Genomic DNA, 13,391 nt, shown 5'->3' on the forward strand with positions numbered 1-13,391 from the left:
TGTTTAGTCTCTGCTTTTAAAAAATTAAGATACCAGTGTTTTTAAGCCGAGTTTCACTGCTTCATCAACTGAATCAAATGAAGATTTGTTCAATACTTTTTCAACTTTAGCTATTTCACGTTTTGAATATCCTAAAGCTTCAAGCGCAAGTAAAGCTTCTTTCACTAGTTGCTCATTATTTGAACTATTTTCATTGATACTGAGTAGTGATTCAGTTGTTTCTGTTGTAATTTGTACTTTTCCTTTTAAATCAAGCACAATTTGACGTGCAGTTTTCTTCCCTATACCTGGAAACTTCGTTAAATAAGCGTCATTTTCATTCTCAATGGCTAGCTTAACTTCATTTGGAGTGCTTGTCGCTAAAATTGCTAATGCAGATTTAGGGCCGATGCCTGTTACTTTAATCAAACTTAAAAACATATCTTTTTCTTCTTCATTGATGAAGCCATAAAGTAACTCTGCATCTTCTCTAACAATCAACGAAGTATATATGACTACTTCTTGCTCCAAATATTTTTGAAAACGATAAGAATTAGGTGTTTGAATTTCGTACCCTACTCCATTCGATGTTTCAACAACTACATGAGTTGGAAATAATTGTGTTAATTTTCCTTTAATATAAGCGTACATTATTAACCTTCCTTACATACTCATACTGATTAATTCAACTTTAGAAACGTGATCAATATTTCTTAAAGCTTTAATTATTTCGTCAATTGAAATCGTAGTATTTTGGGCGCTTAAAGATAGCGTTATCGTAGCTTTCTCTTCCATAGGTACACTTTGATGAATTGTAAGTACAGATAATTGTAGTTTAGAAATAGTATTCAGTACTTGTGCTAGCATTCCTACAATGTCATTTACATAAAGGATGAGTGTAAATTCACGATGGTCTAGCATTTTCTCATCTACAGGAAATATGGTTTCTCTATATTTGTAAAATGCACTCCGGGAAAGATCGAATAATTTAACTGCTTCATAAATGGACAATTCCGGATTATTTTTTAAAGCATCTTTAATTTTTAATGTCTTAACCACTGATTCAGGTAAAACATCTTCTCGTATCAAATAAAACTTTTTATAATCTTTGTTGTCCACTGTTAGCACTCCTATTCTACAAATTCAAATTCTCCACCTAAAATTCTAACGATGTCTCCATTACTACAACCACGCTCTCTCAATGCATCATCAATACCCATTGAGCGCATTTGTCGAGCAAATCTTCTAACTGCAGGATCACTATTGAAGTCTGTCATTTTGAACATTCTTTCAATAGCATTACCACTGACAACATAAGCGCCATCATCATCTCGCGTAATAGTAAATTTATCTTGTGAAGGCGTATGTTTATAAAGTACGCGGTTAACACCTACTTCTTCGTCATTATCGACGCTGAAGTCAATATCTTTAACTTCATCTAATTTATCCGCTATCGCATATAACAATTGATCAATATTATCACGTGTAATCGTTGAGACAGGAATGATTACAACATCATTATCTACTTCTTCTTTAAATAGCGTTAGATTGTATTCTGCGTTAGGCATATCCATTTTGTTAGCTACAACGATTTGAGGTCTATCCTCTAATCTTTGCTTATAATTAACTAATTCCTTATTAATGATTTGATAATCTTCAAATGGATCTCTGCCTTCTGATCCACTCATATCTATCATATGCACAATTACTTTTGTACGTTCAACATGTCTTAAAAATTGATGTCCTAATCCAACACCGTCGGAAGCACCTTCAATTAAACCTGGTAAATCAGCCATTACAAAACTTCTATTGTCTGGTGTTGAAACAACACCTAAATTCGGTTTAATCGTTGTGAAATGATAGGCACCAATTTTTGGTTTAGCTTTGGAAACGATTGATAACAACGTTGATTTTCCTACACTAGGGAATCCTACTAATCCAACATCAGCGAGTAATTTAAGTTCTAATGTAACATCTAATTCCTCACCAGGTTCACCATTTTCACTAAAATCAGGCGCCGGATTTCTAGGTGTTGCGAATCGAGAATTACCACGTCCGCCTCGTCCACCTCGAGCAACTATAGCGCGTTGGCCATCTTCAACTAAGTCTGCTAAAACTTCATCTGTTTCAACACTTTTTATTATCGTACCAGGTGGTACTTTTAATACTAAATCTTCGGCACCTCTACCATGCATGTTACTACTTTGTCCATTTTCACCTTTTTTTGCTTTAAAGTGACGTTGATATCTAAAATCTAATAACGTTCTTAAACCTTCATCTACTTCAAAAACTACTGATGCGCCTTTACCACCGTCACCACCAGCAGGTCCACCAAATGGGACATATTTCTCTCTTCGATAAGCTGTGATACCATTACCACCATCACCGGCTTTAAGAGATATTGTAACTTGATCGACAAACATATATCTCACCTCTTTTACTATTTGTTCTTCAATGACAATATTATATCATTATCCATTAAAGTATAAAAAACTAACACAATAAAGTTAGTTAAATTGTATAAAAACAAAATAAAACACCAGAAGCATTCACTTCTGGTGTTAACTAGACAAAATTATTCAGCTACTGCATAAACAGAAACTTGTTTTTTGTCACGACCTTTACGTTCGAAACGAACAACGCCGTCGATTTTAGCGAATAATGTATCATCGCCACCACGACCTACATTTTCACCAGGATAAATTTTAGTACCACGTTGACGGTATAAAATTGAACCGCCTGTAACGTATTGACCGTCAGCACGTTTAGCACCTAAACGTTTAGATTCAGAGTCACGACCGTTTTTAGTAGAACTTACCCCTTTTTTAGATGCGAAGAACTGTAAGTTTAATTTTAACATCGGGATACACCTCACTTGTAATTTAATCTGATATTTTCATTATATTCATCTTCAATCGTTTGTAAAGAAACTAACATCGCTTGAAGAATTAGTTGCGCTTGTTCATTGTTTGTATCTACACTTCTGATATGAAAATGACCTCCGTCATCTTCATAATCAATGTCTGGTTTCTCAGTCGTTAAACCTAGAATCGCATTAACACTTCCAAATAAAACCGCTGATGCACCTGCACAAACAATATCATGACCATATTCACCATGATTAGCATGACCATCCATGATAACGTCAGTTACTTTTCCACTATCATTAATAGTAATATCAACCGTAATCATAGATTAAGCGTTGATTTTATCAATAGTTAATTTAGTGTATGGTTGACGATGGCCTTTTTTACGTTTAGAGTCTTTACGACGTTTGTACGTAAATACAGTGATTTTTTTACCGCGTCCTTGTTTATTAACTGTAGCAGTAACTGTAGCACCTTCAACAGTTGGCGCACCAACTTTAACTGAATCGCCACCTACAAATAAAACTTTATCAAATGTGAATGAGTCACCTTCATTAACATCTAATTTTTCAACGAAGATTTCTTGACCTTCTTCTACTTTAATTTGTTTACCGCCTGTTTCGATAATAGCAAACATACTTTGCACCTCCTATAATTATAAGTCACGCCATATATAGGTGACATCGAAATGTTCTTAAACCTATATTTGAGCGGTTGTATGTAGCTATAAAACTACTCAACTACTGCATCTTACCATTACTACATCTATGTGTCAATCTTGATTTTGTGTTTTTTTCATTAATTTCATAAATATAGGAAATAGAATCATTAACAATAAGATATTCATTATGACTGTTGGTATTAATCTCAATAAAATAAGATTAATGATATCAATATTTGCGAACCCAATCACACCATATATCATTGCTATATAAATCTCAAACACAATGATACTTGCAATACTTAGTGCAAAAACCATAGTATAATCTCGATAAAAAACGTTAAGGAATTTATCGAAAATAACCACGAGTGCTAAGTAACCAAACATATATAAACCATATACACTACCGGTATAAACATCCGTTACAATTCCAAATAATACTGCAAAGATTAATCCTATACCGAAGCCACGATAAATTGTTAACAACAAAATATATAATAACATTAAGTGTGGGATAAGATTAAACTCAAAATGACCAAAATGCATCGGTATCACAAGTCCAATGATGCTGTCGATGTAAAACAACACAACGCCAACAATTAAATACCACAATACTCTCATCAATTGTCCCTGCTTTCATCCGTACCATTGTCAGGATCTTTTTTGGCAATATAAACGTGGCTAATATCTGATAAATTGGCACCCGTCTTAACTCTCACTTCTTTTGCTAATCCATACTCATCATTCTCAACTTTGGTAACTTCACCTATGTATAAATCACTTGGCAATTGATCGGCTAATCCGCTTGTAACAACTTTATCGCCTTTTGAAATCTTATCTTTATTATTAATGTTTCCAATCACAAGTTCCTGATTCTTTTTATCGTAATGGTCGATTAAGCCAAACACATTTTTAGAATCATGTTGAATATTAACAGACAATTTACCTGTTCTTGTATTCGTTGATAATAAGTCTACTTGAGATGAAAATTGGTTGACTTTCGTTACCCTTCCAACTAAACCTTCAGCGGTCATAACAGCCATATTAGATTTAACACCATCTTTTTTACCTTTATCGATAATAACTGTATTCATCCACTGATCTGCATTTCTAGCGATTACTGCACCAGAAATAGGATCATATTTAGAAATGTCAGTCATATCTAATTCTTTTTTTAAATCTTTATTTTCCGCTTCTAGCTTTTCATTTTTAGCCTCTAGCTGTTTCACTTTATTATTATCAGTTGTTTTATTTGAGCTAAAAAGATTATTAATCGCTCCAGTAACAAAATTGACAGGATAACTCACGACTCTTTGTCCAAGAGAAACGGAATCCCCCACATATTGTTCAGGAGGTGATTGCGTCTGAGATCTTAATGACAAACCAATCAGTGCAATAAAAATAATAACCGCACAAAAAACAACAATTAATTTGTTATTTTTGAAAAACTTTTGCACTCATAACACCTCTATAAATTCTAATTTTAATCATCCTATATTATTTTATATTACTCGGAGTCTTAAATAAAGCACTAAGTTTATTCTATAGTATCATCTTAAAATAAAAAAGAGATTAGATAACTAGACTAATGCGAAACGTGTTACATAGCCTATATTATCTAATCTTACTCATCAAACTCATTTTGAAATTAATTTTACTTTTTGTCTTTATCTTTTTTATCATCATCACTATAAAGTTTTTCATCTTTTCTCCATTTCGCGAAAAGATTTTGCGCTTTAGCTTGTTCATTTGCTTGTTTTTCTTTAGATTGTTCAGACATTCATCACACCAACCTTCGAAATTTAGTTTATAACATAACCATAACGCAGAAAATAAGCGAGTTCAATTATGAAAACTTAATTAATATGCATCATAAGGTCTTAATTCAATATATTGACCGAGCGCATTTAAATCTTGTTCCATTTCTATTTCAGTTCGATACACTTTAATATGATCACTACCAAATTTATAAATAATGAATTCATCATCGCGTTGACCTGCTAAATAATTGTCATTATATCCCATTCTACCTAGACCAGAAACCGCCATGAACTCTTTTTTATCCAAATATTTAAATACATTTCTAGTTTGACTTGCTGGTATATTTTGTAAAATATCATTATCTTGGATTTCATAATGCTTACCATTAGCCGGAATATTTTGTGGACGATTCAAATTATTTGGTGCGTTACTGACTTGCTCATTATTAATAGGATGATTAATTGGATTCCAATCTTGATCTCTTAAAAATGGTGCGTATTTTAATGCAAAATATATAATACAAATAATAGCTATGACTGCAATGATATTTTTAATAATACTAAGTAAAAATCGCATTAAATACCCTCCAATAGTATTCCATATTATTATAAATGACCGTTGTCACAACATCATCAGTCTTAAGCATGAAAATGGTATGCACTAAAGTATGATACCAAATTAATCAAGAATGTTTTATAATATAACTATATTATTGTTTATGGATATTCATGAGGAGTGTTGATAATGAGTATTGTGAGTATCATTTTAATTGCATTACTTGTGATATTGCTATTTAGGGTTGGTTTTGCAATTCTTAGATTTGTAATATCTGCAGCCTTAATACTATTAGGATTATATTTAGGATATCAAGGTATACTTTGGATTATGGAAAATTTCCAAGTATTATCCGCCTATATTCAATAAATTGGAAACTAGCTATGCAATATCACTTATCATATTGATATTGCAATGGCTAGTTTTTATTTACGAAATGTATGTCTTAGATAGTTAAATAATTTATAAATGCTAGATAGTAATATCCCCCATATAGCCCCTGTAATTAACGAAGCTAAAATTAATGTAGCAATATTTATATCTTGGCCACTAATCAACACGCCTAGCACGGTAAATATTGCAATGCCTATCATTGAAAGAACAACTGTAACAAGCATTTCTTTAAGTCCAATGGTGTATTCTTTAATTGTAAGTCTTAATACATATATAACTGGTATCAAAATCCCAATGATTAAAAATAATGTCATAAAGCACCTCTATAAAATTTTTCAAACACAATTATACAAGATGATTAATCATTAAAACAAATCATTCTTTAAATTGACTTATTCAAAATAACCTTCTTCCACTAAACTTGCATATTTCTGATCTCCAATAATAATATGATCAAGGACTTGAATCCCTAATAATTCACCGCAATCTTTTAATCTTATAGTAGTTGCTATGTCTTCTTTAGAAGGTGTGATGTCTTATCAAGAGTAAATTACTAAAAATCCATTAACATCAATGTTTTTACTTTAAGAACATATATTTAACGTGTTAAATCAAATGAAAAAATACAATGTCATTATTAGATGACAATTGATTACGGTCAGAAGAATGTACCACAAATAAAAAAACTAATTCCTTTTTATTTTATCGAGGAATTAAGCTTTTGACCTGCAACAATCACGCCCAATTTCGGAATATCTATAATATGATTTCGATCTTAAATTATCTACTTTAACTGACGCTACCTGCTCGTTAAAGAAGACCTATTTAAAAAAGTTTATACTGCACCTGCCTTTATTATGTAAGTAAAAGTAGTAAAGCTTTAAATTGGTTTTCAAAAAAGTAGGGTTGATTATTTCTTTTTCATCAATTATTATTGTGTTATTATCACAATATGAGAAAGGAGGCAAAAAGTAATGGGAATTGATTTCATTAATGTCGAGTTTAGAAAGCATGTAAAAGTTTCAGGGGATTTAGGTACAACGGGATCAGTATGTCCTTTTTCACAAAAACAAAAAATGGAAACACTACCGGAAAACTTTTTGCCTCCTTTTATATAATGGGCAAAAATTTATGAATCTATTGCATTTGTAAAAATGCATACGAATGATTAGGCACCGGTTGTTAAACTGGTGCCTTTTTTTTGTTTGATCAGTTCAGTTAGTTTGGAGAACCGAATCTTTAATCATGCTGTAGAAATATGGTGAGTTCGTTGATTTGGTTTTACAATATAAATAGATATGAGGTGAGGTTTATGGTGAAAGCAGTGGATTTAGCCTCCTAAAATCACAATATATTTTAGGAGGAAATAAAATGAAAAAGGATAGTAAATCTAAAGAAATGATTCAATCTGAAAAAAGGGGTTCTACTAGGCTTTTAATGATGGTACTCTCCCTATCTGTACTTGTAGGTTCAATTACGGCTGATTCAGTCAATCCCGTACTTCCACTAATAAGCAAAGATTTAGAAGCTTCGAAATCTCAAGTGAGTTGGATAGTTAGTGGTATTGCACTTGTTCTTGCGATTGGAGTTCCGATTTATGGTCGAATCTCAGACTTTTTTGAGTTACGAAAGCTATATATCTTTGCCATTATGATTCTGGCAAGTGGTAGTCTTTTATGTGCAATTGCCCCGAACCTCCCATTGTTGGTTTTGGGAAGAATGGTTCAGGGTGCTGGGATGTCCGCAATTCCAGTTCTATCAGTCATTGCAATTTCGAAGGTTTTCCCACAAGGAAAACGTGGGGGAGCTTTGGGAATTATCGCAGGAAGTATTGGTGTTGGAACTGCTGCTGGTCCAATATTTGGTGGAGTAGTTGGTCAATATTTAGGGTGGAATGCCTTGTTTTGGTTCACATTTTTGTTAGCCATTATGATTGTTATTGGTGCCTACTACGCGTTACCGACAATTAAACCGGCAGAATCCGTAGGAAGCAATAAGAACTTTGATTTCATTGGTGGTTTATTCCTCGGCCTCACAGTAGGATTACTCCTTTTTGGCATCACTCAAGGAGAAACTTCTGGTTTTTCTTCGTTCTCATCGTTAACTAGCCTAATTGGTTCTGTTGTAGCTTTGGTGGGATTTATTTGGAGAATTGTTACCGCAGAAAATCCATTTGTACCACCTGTCCTGTTCAATAACAAGGATTATGTCAATACGGTCATAATTGCATTTTTTTCGATGTTTGCTTATTTCGCTGTTCTTATGTTCGTCCCATTACTAGTCGTTGAGGTGAATGGACTCTCTTCTGGACAGGCTGGAATGATATTGTTGCCAGGTGGTGTGGCTGTTGCAATCTTATCTCCCTTCGTTGGCCGTCTTTCTGATCGATTTGGGGATAAACGTCTGATAATTACTGGGATGACTCTGATGGGGCTGTCTACCTTATTCTTGTCCACCTATGCATCTGGTGCTTCACCTCTGTTAGTTTCCGTGGGGGTCCTCGGAGTAGGGATTGCTTTTGCATTCACGAATTCTCCCGCAAATAACGCCGCAGTAAGTGCACTCGATGCAGACAAGGTTGGTGTCGGAATGGGGATTTTCCAAGGTGCTTTGTACCTTGGAGCAGGAACTGGAGCAGGTATGATTGGAGCATTATTATCCGCTCGACGTGATGCTACTGAGCCGATAAATCCATTATATATATTGGACGCTATGTCCTACTCAGATGCGTTCCTTGCAGCTACAGGGGCAATACTCATTGCCTTAATAGCTGGATTAGGTTTAAAAAAGCGTGGGTAATAACTTAGTTATGTAAAGATTAGTTATTGTTTAGTTCATCTTCTATAGTTTAATCTGTAAATAAATAGCTTAGGAATCACGCAAATTTGAATTTCTTAGAATAGAATACTTTTAAGTAACTCAACTTTCGTACACTGTTTTATTGGTGCGAAAGTTGAGTATGTTAAGGATGAAACAATGAAAACATTGGTGATCGTTTCTCACCCAGATATGCCAAATTCTCGAATCAATAAAGTTTGGGTAGAAAAAGCAGCGTCTTATTCAAACGAAATTACCATTCATGATCTTTATAGAGAGTATCCTGATTTTATTATGAATGTAAAAAGAGAGCAGGAATTAGTTGAAAATCATGATAATATTATTTTTCAATTTCCATTATATTGGTATAGTTCTCCTTCATTATTAAAAAAATGGATCGATGAAGTGATTATATATGGATGGGCTTACGGATCAAAGGGTAAAAGAATATTTTATAATCGAAAATTAGGATTAGCTATATCAGCTGGCGTAAAAAAAGGTGAATTTACAAGTATGGGTAAAAACAAGCATACATTAACCCAGATGTTAACACCATTCAAATCTTTATGTGCATAGATTCATGCTGAATATGTACCAGAGTTTGTACTTTACGGTGCTAATTCGGATATGAAGGGCGAAGAGATACAGAAAAGTGCTAATGAGTATTTGCAATATATTAAAAAGTATTATTTAAGAGCATAAAACACTTCTGCGATCATGCCAACAATACTAGAAGAAAGCCCATTTCCCCTTAACACATTTAGGGAAATGGGCTATTGAAGTTATTGAAGGTTTTAGCGATTTCATTTTAGGTAGCCAATTCAAAGTGCCCAATAAATTCCAAGAAACACAAATCTGCTAAAACAGCTTGCCATGTAATTTTTGAACTTGATCCTTTAACCGTTCATTCTCTTCTTCTAACGCCTTTATACGGCTTTTTAAGGTTTTTATTAATACGTCCTCTGAACGAGGGCTTTTACTAGGTTTACGGGGGGTTAACTCACTTATCTGCATCCCTCTTAATGTCTCCACTCTAGTTCTAATATCTTTTTGTTTGTAAAGCCATGACTTTGAAACATTTGCTTTTTGTGCAACGGAATTAAAATTAATCTTCTCTTCTTTCAATGCCATCTCTGAAATTGTCTTTTCAACCCTAATTCTTGTTTTCTCCGACTTGTCTTTAGCTAGCTGAACTATGGCAGTTGTGTTACCTTTTCTAATCATTTTAATTCGTCTCCTTTAACGAATGAATAATCTGTTCTAATCTATTTTTAACACGTTCATTGGTTTCAACCTGACGCTGCCATTGGTTTTGTTTAGCCCTATTTAGTATTTCTTTAGTTCGCTCTAAGTGCTCTTCATGTTCAGTAAGAAATTGTTTACTTGTACAGAAATTCGTACAATCTAAACATGCATTTGCGTGAGGACATGGTCCTGCAATTACTGGTAACCGACAATAGCCATTAGGAAGTGCCTGTGCATTGATATTCTTTTTAAACCATTGAAGATCTGTATTGTCAGCTTCAGTATTTTCCTCACTTAAATCCAGAATGCTACCGTTATTCGTTACTAAGGTTTCCTTAAATTTCGTAAATTCCTTCTTTAGGGTTTCATCAAAAATATGTGCATATCTTGCCGTCATTTCCGGTGATTCGTGACCCAAGAACTTCTGGACAATATGTTGTGGCACTCCGTTATTTATCATTCTAGTGCCAACTGTATGCCGAAAGGCATGAGCATGAAAACGAAAAATTTCTCCGTTGCTGTCCGTTATCTTTTCTTCATAAGCTAGTTCATTTAATTTAACCCTAAAGGTATCTTGTTTCAATGGTGAGCAATCTTTTCGGGGAAACACATATACACATCCATCATCGAGTTCATCAGCCACCCTTTGCTCTTGAACTAATATCAATGCAGCAATTTCTTTAGAAATAGGAATGATATGCTCTTTCTTCATTTTCCACTGATAATACTTTAAAAAGCAATCCCCTTCTTTATCGGTTATGACGCTCCCTTTTTTCAATGTACAAAGTTCACTGATACGCATCCCGCATTCTTGAAGTACCATAACCATTGTAGCAATATAAGGTTCCAATTTATCTAATTTCCCATTTAATTGTTCAAGTATATGTTCATCAATATAACGTGGTAGTGCCTTCGGCACTTTAGGGTAATCTTCTTGAAAGATAAGGATCTTAGAAGGTGTATCCTTCCAGTCATATCTTTGAATTGTAGTAAAAAAAACGTCTAAAGTAGATATTCGTCCAGTTACAGTACTGGGTTTTAAACCTTTTAAATTAATATAATTAAAATATTGCTCAATTTCATTTCTAGTTAATTGATGAATCCTTTGTATACCTTCACAATTTTTGTTCATGAAATTAAAAAATTCTTTTAATTTTGAAGCTATATCTACTACGTGAGAAAAGCTAGCTGTGTTTAACATTAGTTTACAATATCGCTTAACTATTTCTTTAAAATAATTATTCTTAAAACCCTTAAAGTTGATCGTATATTCGTAGGATGTTGGGTTTACCTTATCTTCCGGTAATGATAATTTTCTTCGATTCCAAACATCTTTTTCCCATTCTTCCCCATCAAAATAGAAGTCCTCATAGAATTCCATAAACTGCTTAAGATGAGTAACGTAATAGGAATTCGCATGTACAGTAACTTTCTGCTGATTTACATCAAGTTTGTAATTAGTAGTCGTAGTTTTTACTTTTTGTTCTGTTAAGTAGGTCCGGTATTCTGTCAAAGCTTTTTTTATAGGCACTTCGGTTATCGATGTAATATTAGGATATTTTAAATTTAAAAATCCCATCATCCGGCTTATCACTGTTCCCTTTCTAATCCAAACGGATTTTGCATTCCAAGCTCCATTATTCAAGTGAAGGTAATAAAAATATTTTAATTCTGTTTTCAACCAGACATTTTCCACCTTATCGAAATTTACCCAACGATTTCTTAGTGACGGATTCTTACTTAACTCAATTGCACTAGGATGCGGACAAATTCTTATATCCCATCTATCTGCTGCCCAATAACCTTTTAAAACACTTGTCATATTAGCTATTTTTTTATTAATCTCTGTACTAGCGATAAGCTTTCGATTAGTTGCTACACTTGGAAATTTCATTGTCATGTTTCTCTCCCTTGAAGATACTTTTTATATTCATTCTTCATATCTTGATCAGAAAGATGAACATACGTATCAAGTGTTGTTTGTACATGGGCATGCCCTAATCTTTTTTGTACATATGCAGCATCCCATCCACTTCTAATAAGCTCTGTGGCATGCGTATGACGTAATATATGGGCAGTGAAAGTAATCCCTGTCCGTTTTCCTAGTCTTCTTATTAAGTCTAATACACTTTGATATTTTAGAGGGTGGCCAAAATAAGAATCTTTAAGATTAATAAATATATAATCATGATCTAAATCTTCCCCATATTCATGTACTAAGTAATCGGTATATAATGCCATTAATTCCTTACTTACATCAATAGTTCTTTTTTTTTTAAGTTTAATATAAGCTCCATTTTCATTATGATCTCTTGGCCTGATGTTAATCTGGTTATCCCATGTTGAAATATCTTCAATACGAAGGGATAATGCTTCTCCTATCCGAAGTCCCCCTTCATACATAAGCATAATAAGTAACTTATCTCTTTTGGTATGACATGCCTCAATTATTGCTTTGACTTGTCCATGTTCTAATACTTGTACAAGTTTCTTTTTGACCCTAAGCTTTAAAATATTTTTTTTATAGGATCTACCTTTAGAAATATGGTGAAGAAACCCCTTAAAGTTTCTTCCTCTTGCTTCTTTAGACATATCTATAGCTTTAAAATTTTCTGTGCGATTTAAATACTCTAAGAAACTAGTTACAGCGTTAAGTATGGAATTAACTGATGTTTCCTCTCTTTTAGCCTTCTTTGGTTGTATATCTATTACCTTTAAATGCCCTGCTGGATTTCTTAACCATCCTACAAAGTTTGCTAAATCCTCAAATTGTAAATCTCCTAATTCGATTCTACTTTGGCTCATAAATTCATAAAACAGCTTGAGATGATAACAATATGTTTTAATGGTATTTGGAGCTTTGCCCGTATTATCCAAGTACTTTATAAATCGCTTAACCGGTTCTATCACTTCAAATTCTTTATCTAGCAGTATGTATAACGGATATGATTTTTCCTCCACAATTACTTTCTGAACCTTCATCTTTCCACCACCTTTAAATACTTTAACTACTATTAATAATACCCTTATATATTTAATAGTTAAAGCACTGTAATTAAAAAATCCTAAACTTCGAGTACTTAGAGTACTCTAGTTTAGGATACTATGTTTAA

18 protein-coding genes, 1 pseudogene and 1 other annotated feature are annotated in these 13,391 nt (G+C 33.3%); of the genes and pseudogenes, 4 read left to right on the forward strand and 15 right to left on the reverse strand.

All coding sequences use genetic code 11. The annotated features are described in order from the left end of the window. Nucleotides 1–24: 24 nt before the first annotated feature. The 10 genes from ruvA to KA909_RS01030 all read right to left on the reverse strand — a co-directional run bounded on the left by ruvA (nucleotide 25) and on the right by KA909_RS01030 (nucleotide 5,844). Nucleotides 25–630, reverse strand: coding sequence for a Holliday junction branch migration protein RuvA (gene ruvA, locus KA909_RS00990; protein ID WP_075108335.1), 606 nt, complete (start codon nucleotides 628–630; stop codon nucleotides 25–27). A gap of 12 nt (nucleotides 631–642) precedes the next feature. Further along, complete coding sequence (locus KA909_RS00995) at nucleotides 643–1,098, reverse strand: ACT domain-containing protein (RefSeq protein ID WP_070854917.1); 456 nt, start codon at nucleotides 1,096–1,098, stop codon at nucleotides 643–645. Between the two features lie 11 nt (nucleotides 1,099–1,109). After that, entirely contained in the window at nucleotides 1,110–2,402 is a 1,293-nt protein-coding gene (gene obgE, locus KA909_RS01000) for a GTPase ObgE (protein ID WP_193839254.1), read from the reverse strand. 152 nt (nucleotides 2,403–2,554) lie between these two features. Next, on the reverse strand, nucleotides 2,555–2,839 hold the full coding sequence (gene rpmA / locus KA909_RS01005; protein ID WP_011275573.1) for a 50S ribosomal protein L27: 285 nt from the start codon (nucleotides 2,837–2,839) through the stop codon (nucleotides 2,555–2,557). Nucleotides 2,840–2,850: 11 nt separating this feature from the next. Then, nucleotides 2,851–3,171, reverse strand: a complete 321-nt coding sequence (locus tag KA909_RS01010) for a ribosomal-processing cysteine protease Prp (protein ID WP_210129880.1) — start codon at nucleotides 3,169–3,171, stop codon at nucleotides 2,851–2,853. A 3-nt stretch (nucleotides 3,172–3,174) separates the two neighbouring features. Next, on the reverse strand, nucleotides 3,175–3,483 hold the full coding sequence (gene rplU, locus KA909_RS01015) for a 50S ribosomal protein L21 (protein WP_002448968.1): 309 nt from the start codon (nucleotides 3,481–3,483) through the stop codon (nucleotides 3,175–3,177). 13 nt (nucleotides 3,484–3,496) lie between these two features. Beyond that, nucleotides 3,497–3,572 (reverse strand) — a sequence feature (ribosomal protein L21 leader region). Nucleotides 3,573–3,618: 46 nt separating this feature from the next. After that, on the reverse strand, nucleotides 3,619–4,128 hold the full coding sequence (gene mreD / locus KA909_RS01020) for a rod shape-determining protein MreD (protein WP_070854915.1): 510 nt from the start codon (nucleotides 4,126–4,128) through the stop codon (nucleotides 3,619–3,621). Further along, nucleotides 4,128–4,964, reverse strand: a complete 837-nt coding sequence (gene mreC / locus KA909_RS01025; RefSeq protein ID WP_193839252.1) for a rod shape-determining protein MreC — start codon at nucleotides 4,962–4,964, stop codon at nucleotides 4,128–4,130. Before mreC ends, mreD begins: the two co-directional genes overlap by 1 nt. A gap of 197 nt (nucleotides 4,965–5,161) precedes the next feature. Continuing rightward, nucleotides 5,162–5,287, reverse strand: coding sequence for a hypothetical protein (locus tag KA909_RS13430; protein WP_107629785.1), 126 nt, complete (start codon nucleotides 5,285–5,287; stop codon nucleotides 5,162–5,164). Between the two features lie 80 nt (nucleotides 5,288–5,367). Then, the gene (locus KA909_RS01030) at nucleotides 5,368–5,844 is read right to left on the reverse strand and encodes a DUF4930 family protein (protein WP_075108332.1); all 477 of its coding nucleotides are present in this window, start codon (nucleotides 5,842–5,844) and stop codon (nucleotides 5,368–5,370) included. 168 nt (nucleotides 5,845–6,012) lie between these two features. Between KA909_RS01030 and KA909_RS01035 the strand changes: the two genes are divergently transcribed. Continuing rightward, entirely contained in the window at nucleotides 6,013–6,192 is a 180-nt protein-coding gene (locus tag KA909_RS01035) for a hypothetical protein (protein ID WP_053029580.1), read from the forward strand. A 56-nt stretch (nucleotides 6,193–6,248) separates the two neighbouring features. Here KA909_RS01035 and KA909_RS01040 read toward each other — a convergent pair whose 3' ends face one another. Both KA909_RS01040 and KA909_RS01045 read right to left on the reverse strand, forming a co-directional pair. Further along, nucleotides 6,249–6,530, reverse strand: a complete 282-nt coding sequence (locus KA909_RS01040; RefSeq protein ID WP_053029581.1) for a hypothetical protein — start codon at nucleotides 6,528–6,530, stop codon at nucleotides 6,249–6,251. Nucleotides 6,531–6,608: 78 nt separating this feature from the next. Continuing rightward, nucleotides 6,609–6,752, reverse strand: a pseudogene (locus KA909_RS01045) (JAB domain-containing protein); the annotation flags it as partial. Nucleotides 6,753–7,190: 438 nt separating this feature from the next. On the opposite strand from KA909_RS01045, the gene KA909_RS01050 reads away from it, so the two are divergent. From KA909_RS01050 to KA909_RS01060, 3 genes are all read left to right on the forward strand, one after another. Beyond that, the gene (locus tag KA909_RS01050) at nucleotides 7,191–7,334 is read left to right on the forward strand and encodes a hypothetical protein (protein ID WP_002360221.1); all 144 of its coding nucleotides are present in this window, start codon (nucleotides 7,191–7,193) and stop codon (nucleotides 7,332–7,334) included. Nucleotides 7,335–7,587: 253 nt separating this feature from the next. Continuing rightward, nucleotides 7,588–9,015 carry a chloramphenicol/florfenicol efflux MFS transporter FexA gene (gene fexA / locus KA909_RS01055; RefSeq protein WP_165625491.1) on the forward strand — a complete coding sequence of 476 codons (1,428 nt, stop codon included), beginning with the start codon at nucleotides 7,588–7,590 and terminating at the stop codon, nucleotides 9,013–9,015. 177 nt (nucleotides 9,016–9,192) lie between these two features. Next, entirely contained in the window at nucleotides 9,193–9,609 is a 417-nt protein-coding gene (locus KA909_RS01060; protein WP_031883923.1) for an NAD(P)H-dependent oxidoreductase, read from the forward strand. 282 nt (nucleotides 9,610–9,891) lie between these two features. Here KA909_RS01060 and KA909_RS01065 read toward each other — a convergent pair whose 3' ends face one another. From KA909_RS01065 to KA909_RS01075, 3 genes are read right to left on the reverse strand one after another with little or no spacing between them, the layout of a single operon-like run. Continuing rightward, nucleotides 9,892–10,257 carry a DUF6262 family protein gene (locus KA909_RS01065; RefSeq protein ID WP_000619629.1) on the reverse strand — a complete coding sequence of 122 codons (366 nt, stop codon included), beginning with the start codon at nucleotides 10,255–10,257 and terminating at the stop codon, nucleotides 9,892–9,894. Nucleotide 10,258: 1 nt separating this feature from the next. Next, the gene (locus KA909_RS01070; protein WP_029658482.1) at nucleotides 10,259–12,172 is read right to left on the reverse strand and encodes a tyrosine-type recombinase/integrase; all 1,914 of its coding nucleotides are present in this window, start codon (nucleotides 12,170–12,172) and stop codon (nucleotides 10,259–10,261) included. A 2-nt stretch (nucleotides 12,173–12,174) separates the two neighbouring features. After that, the gene (locus KA909_RS01075) at nucleotides 12,175–13,260 is read right to left on the reverse strand and encodes a tyrosine-type recombinase/integrase (protein ID WP_031883924.1); all 1,086 of its coding nucleotides are present in this window, start codon (nucleotides 13,258–13,260) and stop codon (nucleotides 12,175–12,177) included. Nucleotides 13,261–13,391: the final 131 nt, after the last annotated feature.

The sequence above is a fragment of the Staphylococcus sp. GDX8P54P genome (genome assembly GCF_017893165.1).
GTDB lineage: Bacteria > Bacillota > Bacilli > Staphylococcales > Staphylococcaceae > Staphylococcus > Staphylococcus borealis.

Coding starts and splice junctions, on each gene's coding strand:
- ruvA (WP_075108335.1), bottom strand. CDS start 630: ATGTACGCTTATATTAAAGGAAAATTAACACAATTATTTCCAACTCAT.
- obgE (WP_193839254.1), bottom strand. CDS start 2,402: ATGTTTGTCGATCAAGTTACAATATCTCTTAAAGCCGGTGATGGTGGT.
- rpmA (WP_011275573.1), bottom strand. CDS start 2,839: ATGTTAAAATTAAACTTACAGTTCTTCGCATCTAAAAAAGGGGTAAGT.
- KA909_RS01010 (WP_210129880.1), bottom strand. CDS start 3,171: ATGATTACGGTTGATATTACTATTAATGATAGTGGAAAAGTAACTGAC.
- rplU (WP_002448968.1), bottom strand. CDS start 3,483: ATGTTTGCTATTATCGAAACAGGCGGTAAACAAATTAAAGTAGAAGAA.
- mreD (WP_070854915.1), bottom strand. CDS start 4,128: ATGAGAGTATTGTGGTATTTAATTGTTGGCGTTGTGTTGTTTTACATC.
- KA909_RS13430 (WP_107629785.1), bottom strand. CDS start 5,287: ATGTCTGAACAATCTAAAGAAAAACAAGCAAATGAACAAGCTAAAGCG.
- KA909_RS01030 (WP_075108332.1), bottom strand. CDS start 5,844: ATGCGATTTTTACTTAGTATTATTAAAAATATCATTGCAGTCATAGCT.
- KA909_RS01035 (WP_053029580.1), top strand. CDS start 6,013: ATGAGTATTGTGAGTATCATTTTAATTGCATTACTTGTGATATTGCTA.
- KA909_RS01040 (WP_053029581.1), bottom strand. CDS start 6,530: ATGACATTATTTTTAATCATTGGGATTTTGATACCAGTTATATATGTA.
- KA909_RS01050 (WP_002360221.1), top strand. CDS start 7,191: ATGGGAATTGATTTCATTAATGTCGAGTTTAGAAAGCATGTAAAAGTT.
- fexA (WP_165625491.1), top strand. CDS start 7,588: ATGAAAAAGGATAGTAAATCTAAAGAAATGATTCAATCTGAAAAAAGG.
- KA909_RS01060 (WP_031883923.1), top strand. CDS start 9,193: ATGAAAACATTGGTGATCGTTTCTCACCCAGATATGCCAAATTCTCGA.
- KA909_RS01065 (WP_000619629.1), bottom strand. CDS start 10,257: ATGATTAGAAAAGGTAACACAACTGCCATAGTTCAGCTAGCTAAAGAC.
- KA909_RS01070 (WP_029658482.1), bottom strand. CDS start 12,172: ATGAAATTTCCAAGTGTAGCAACTAATCGAAAGCTTATCGCTAGTACA.
- KA909_RS01075 (WP_031883924.1), bottom strand. CDS start 13,260: ATGAAGGTTCAGAAAGTAATTGTGGAGGAAAAATCATATCCGTTATAC.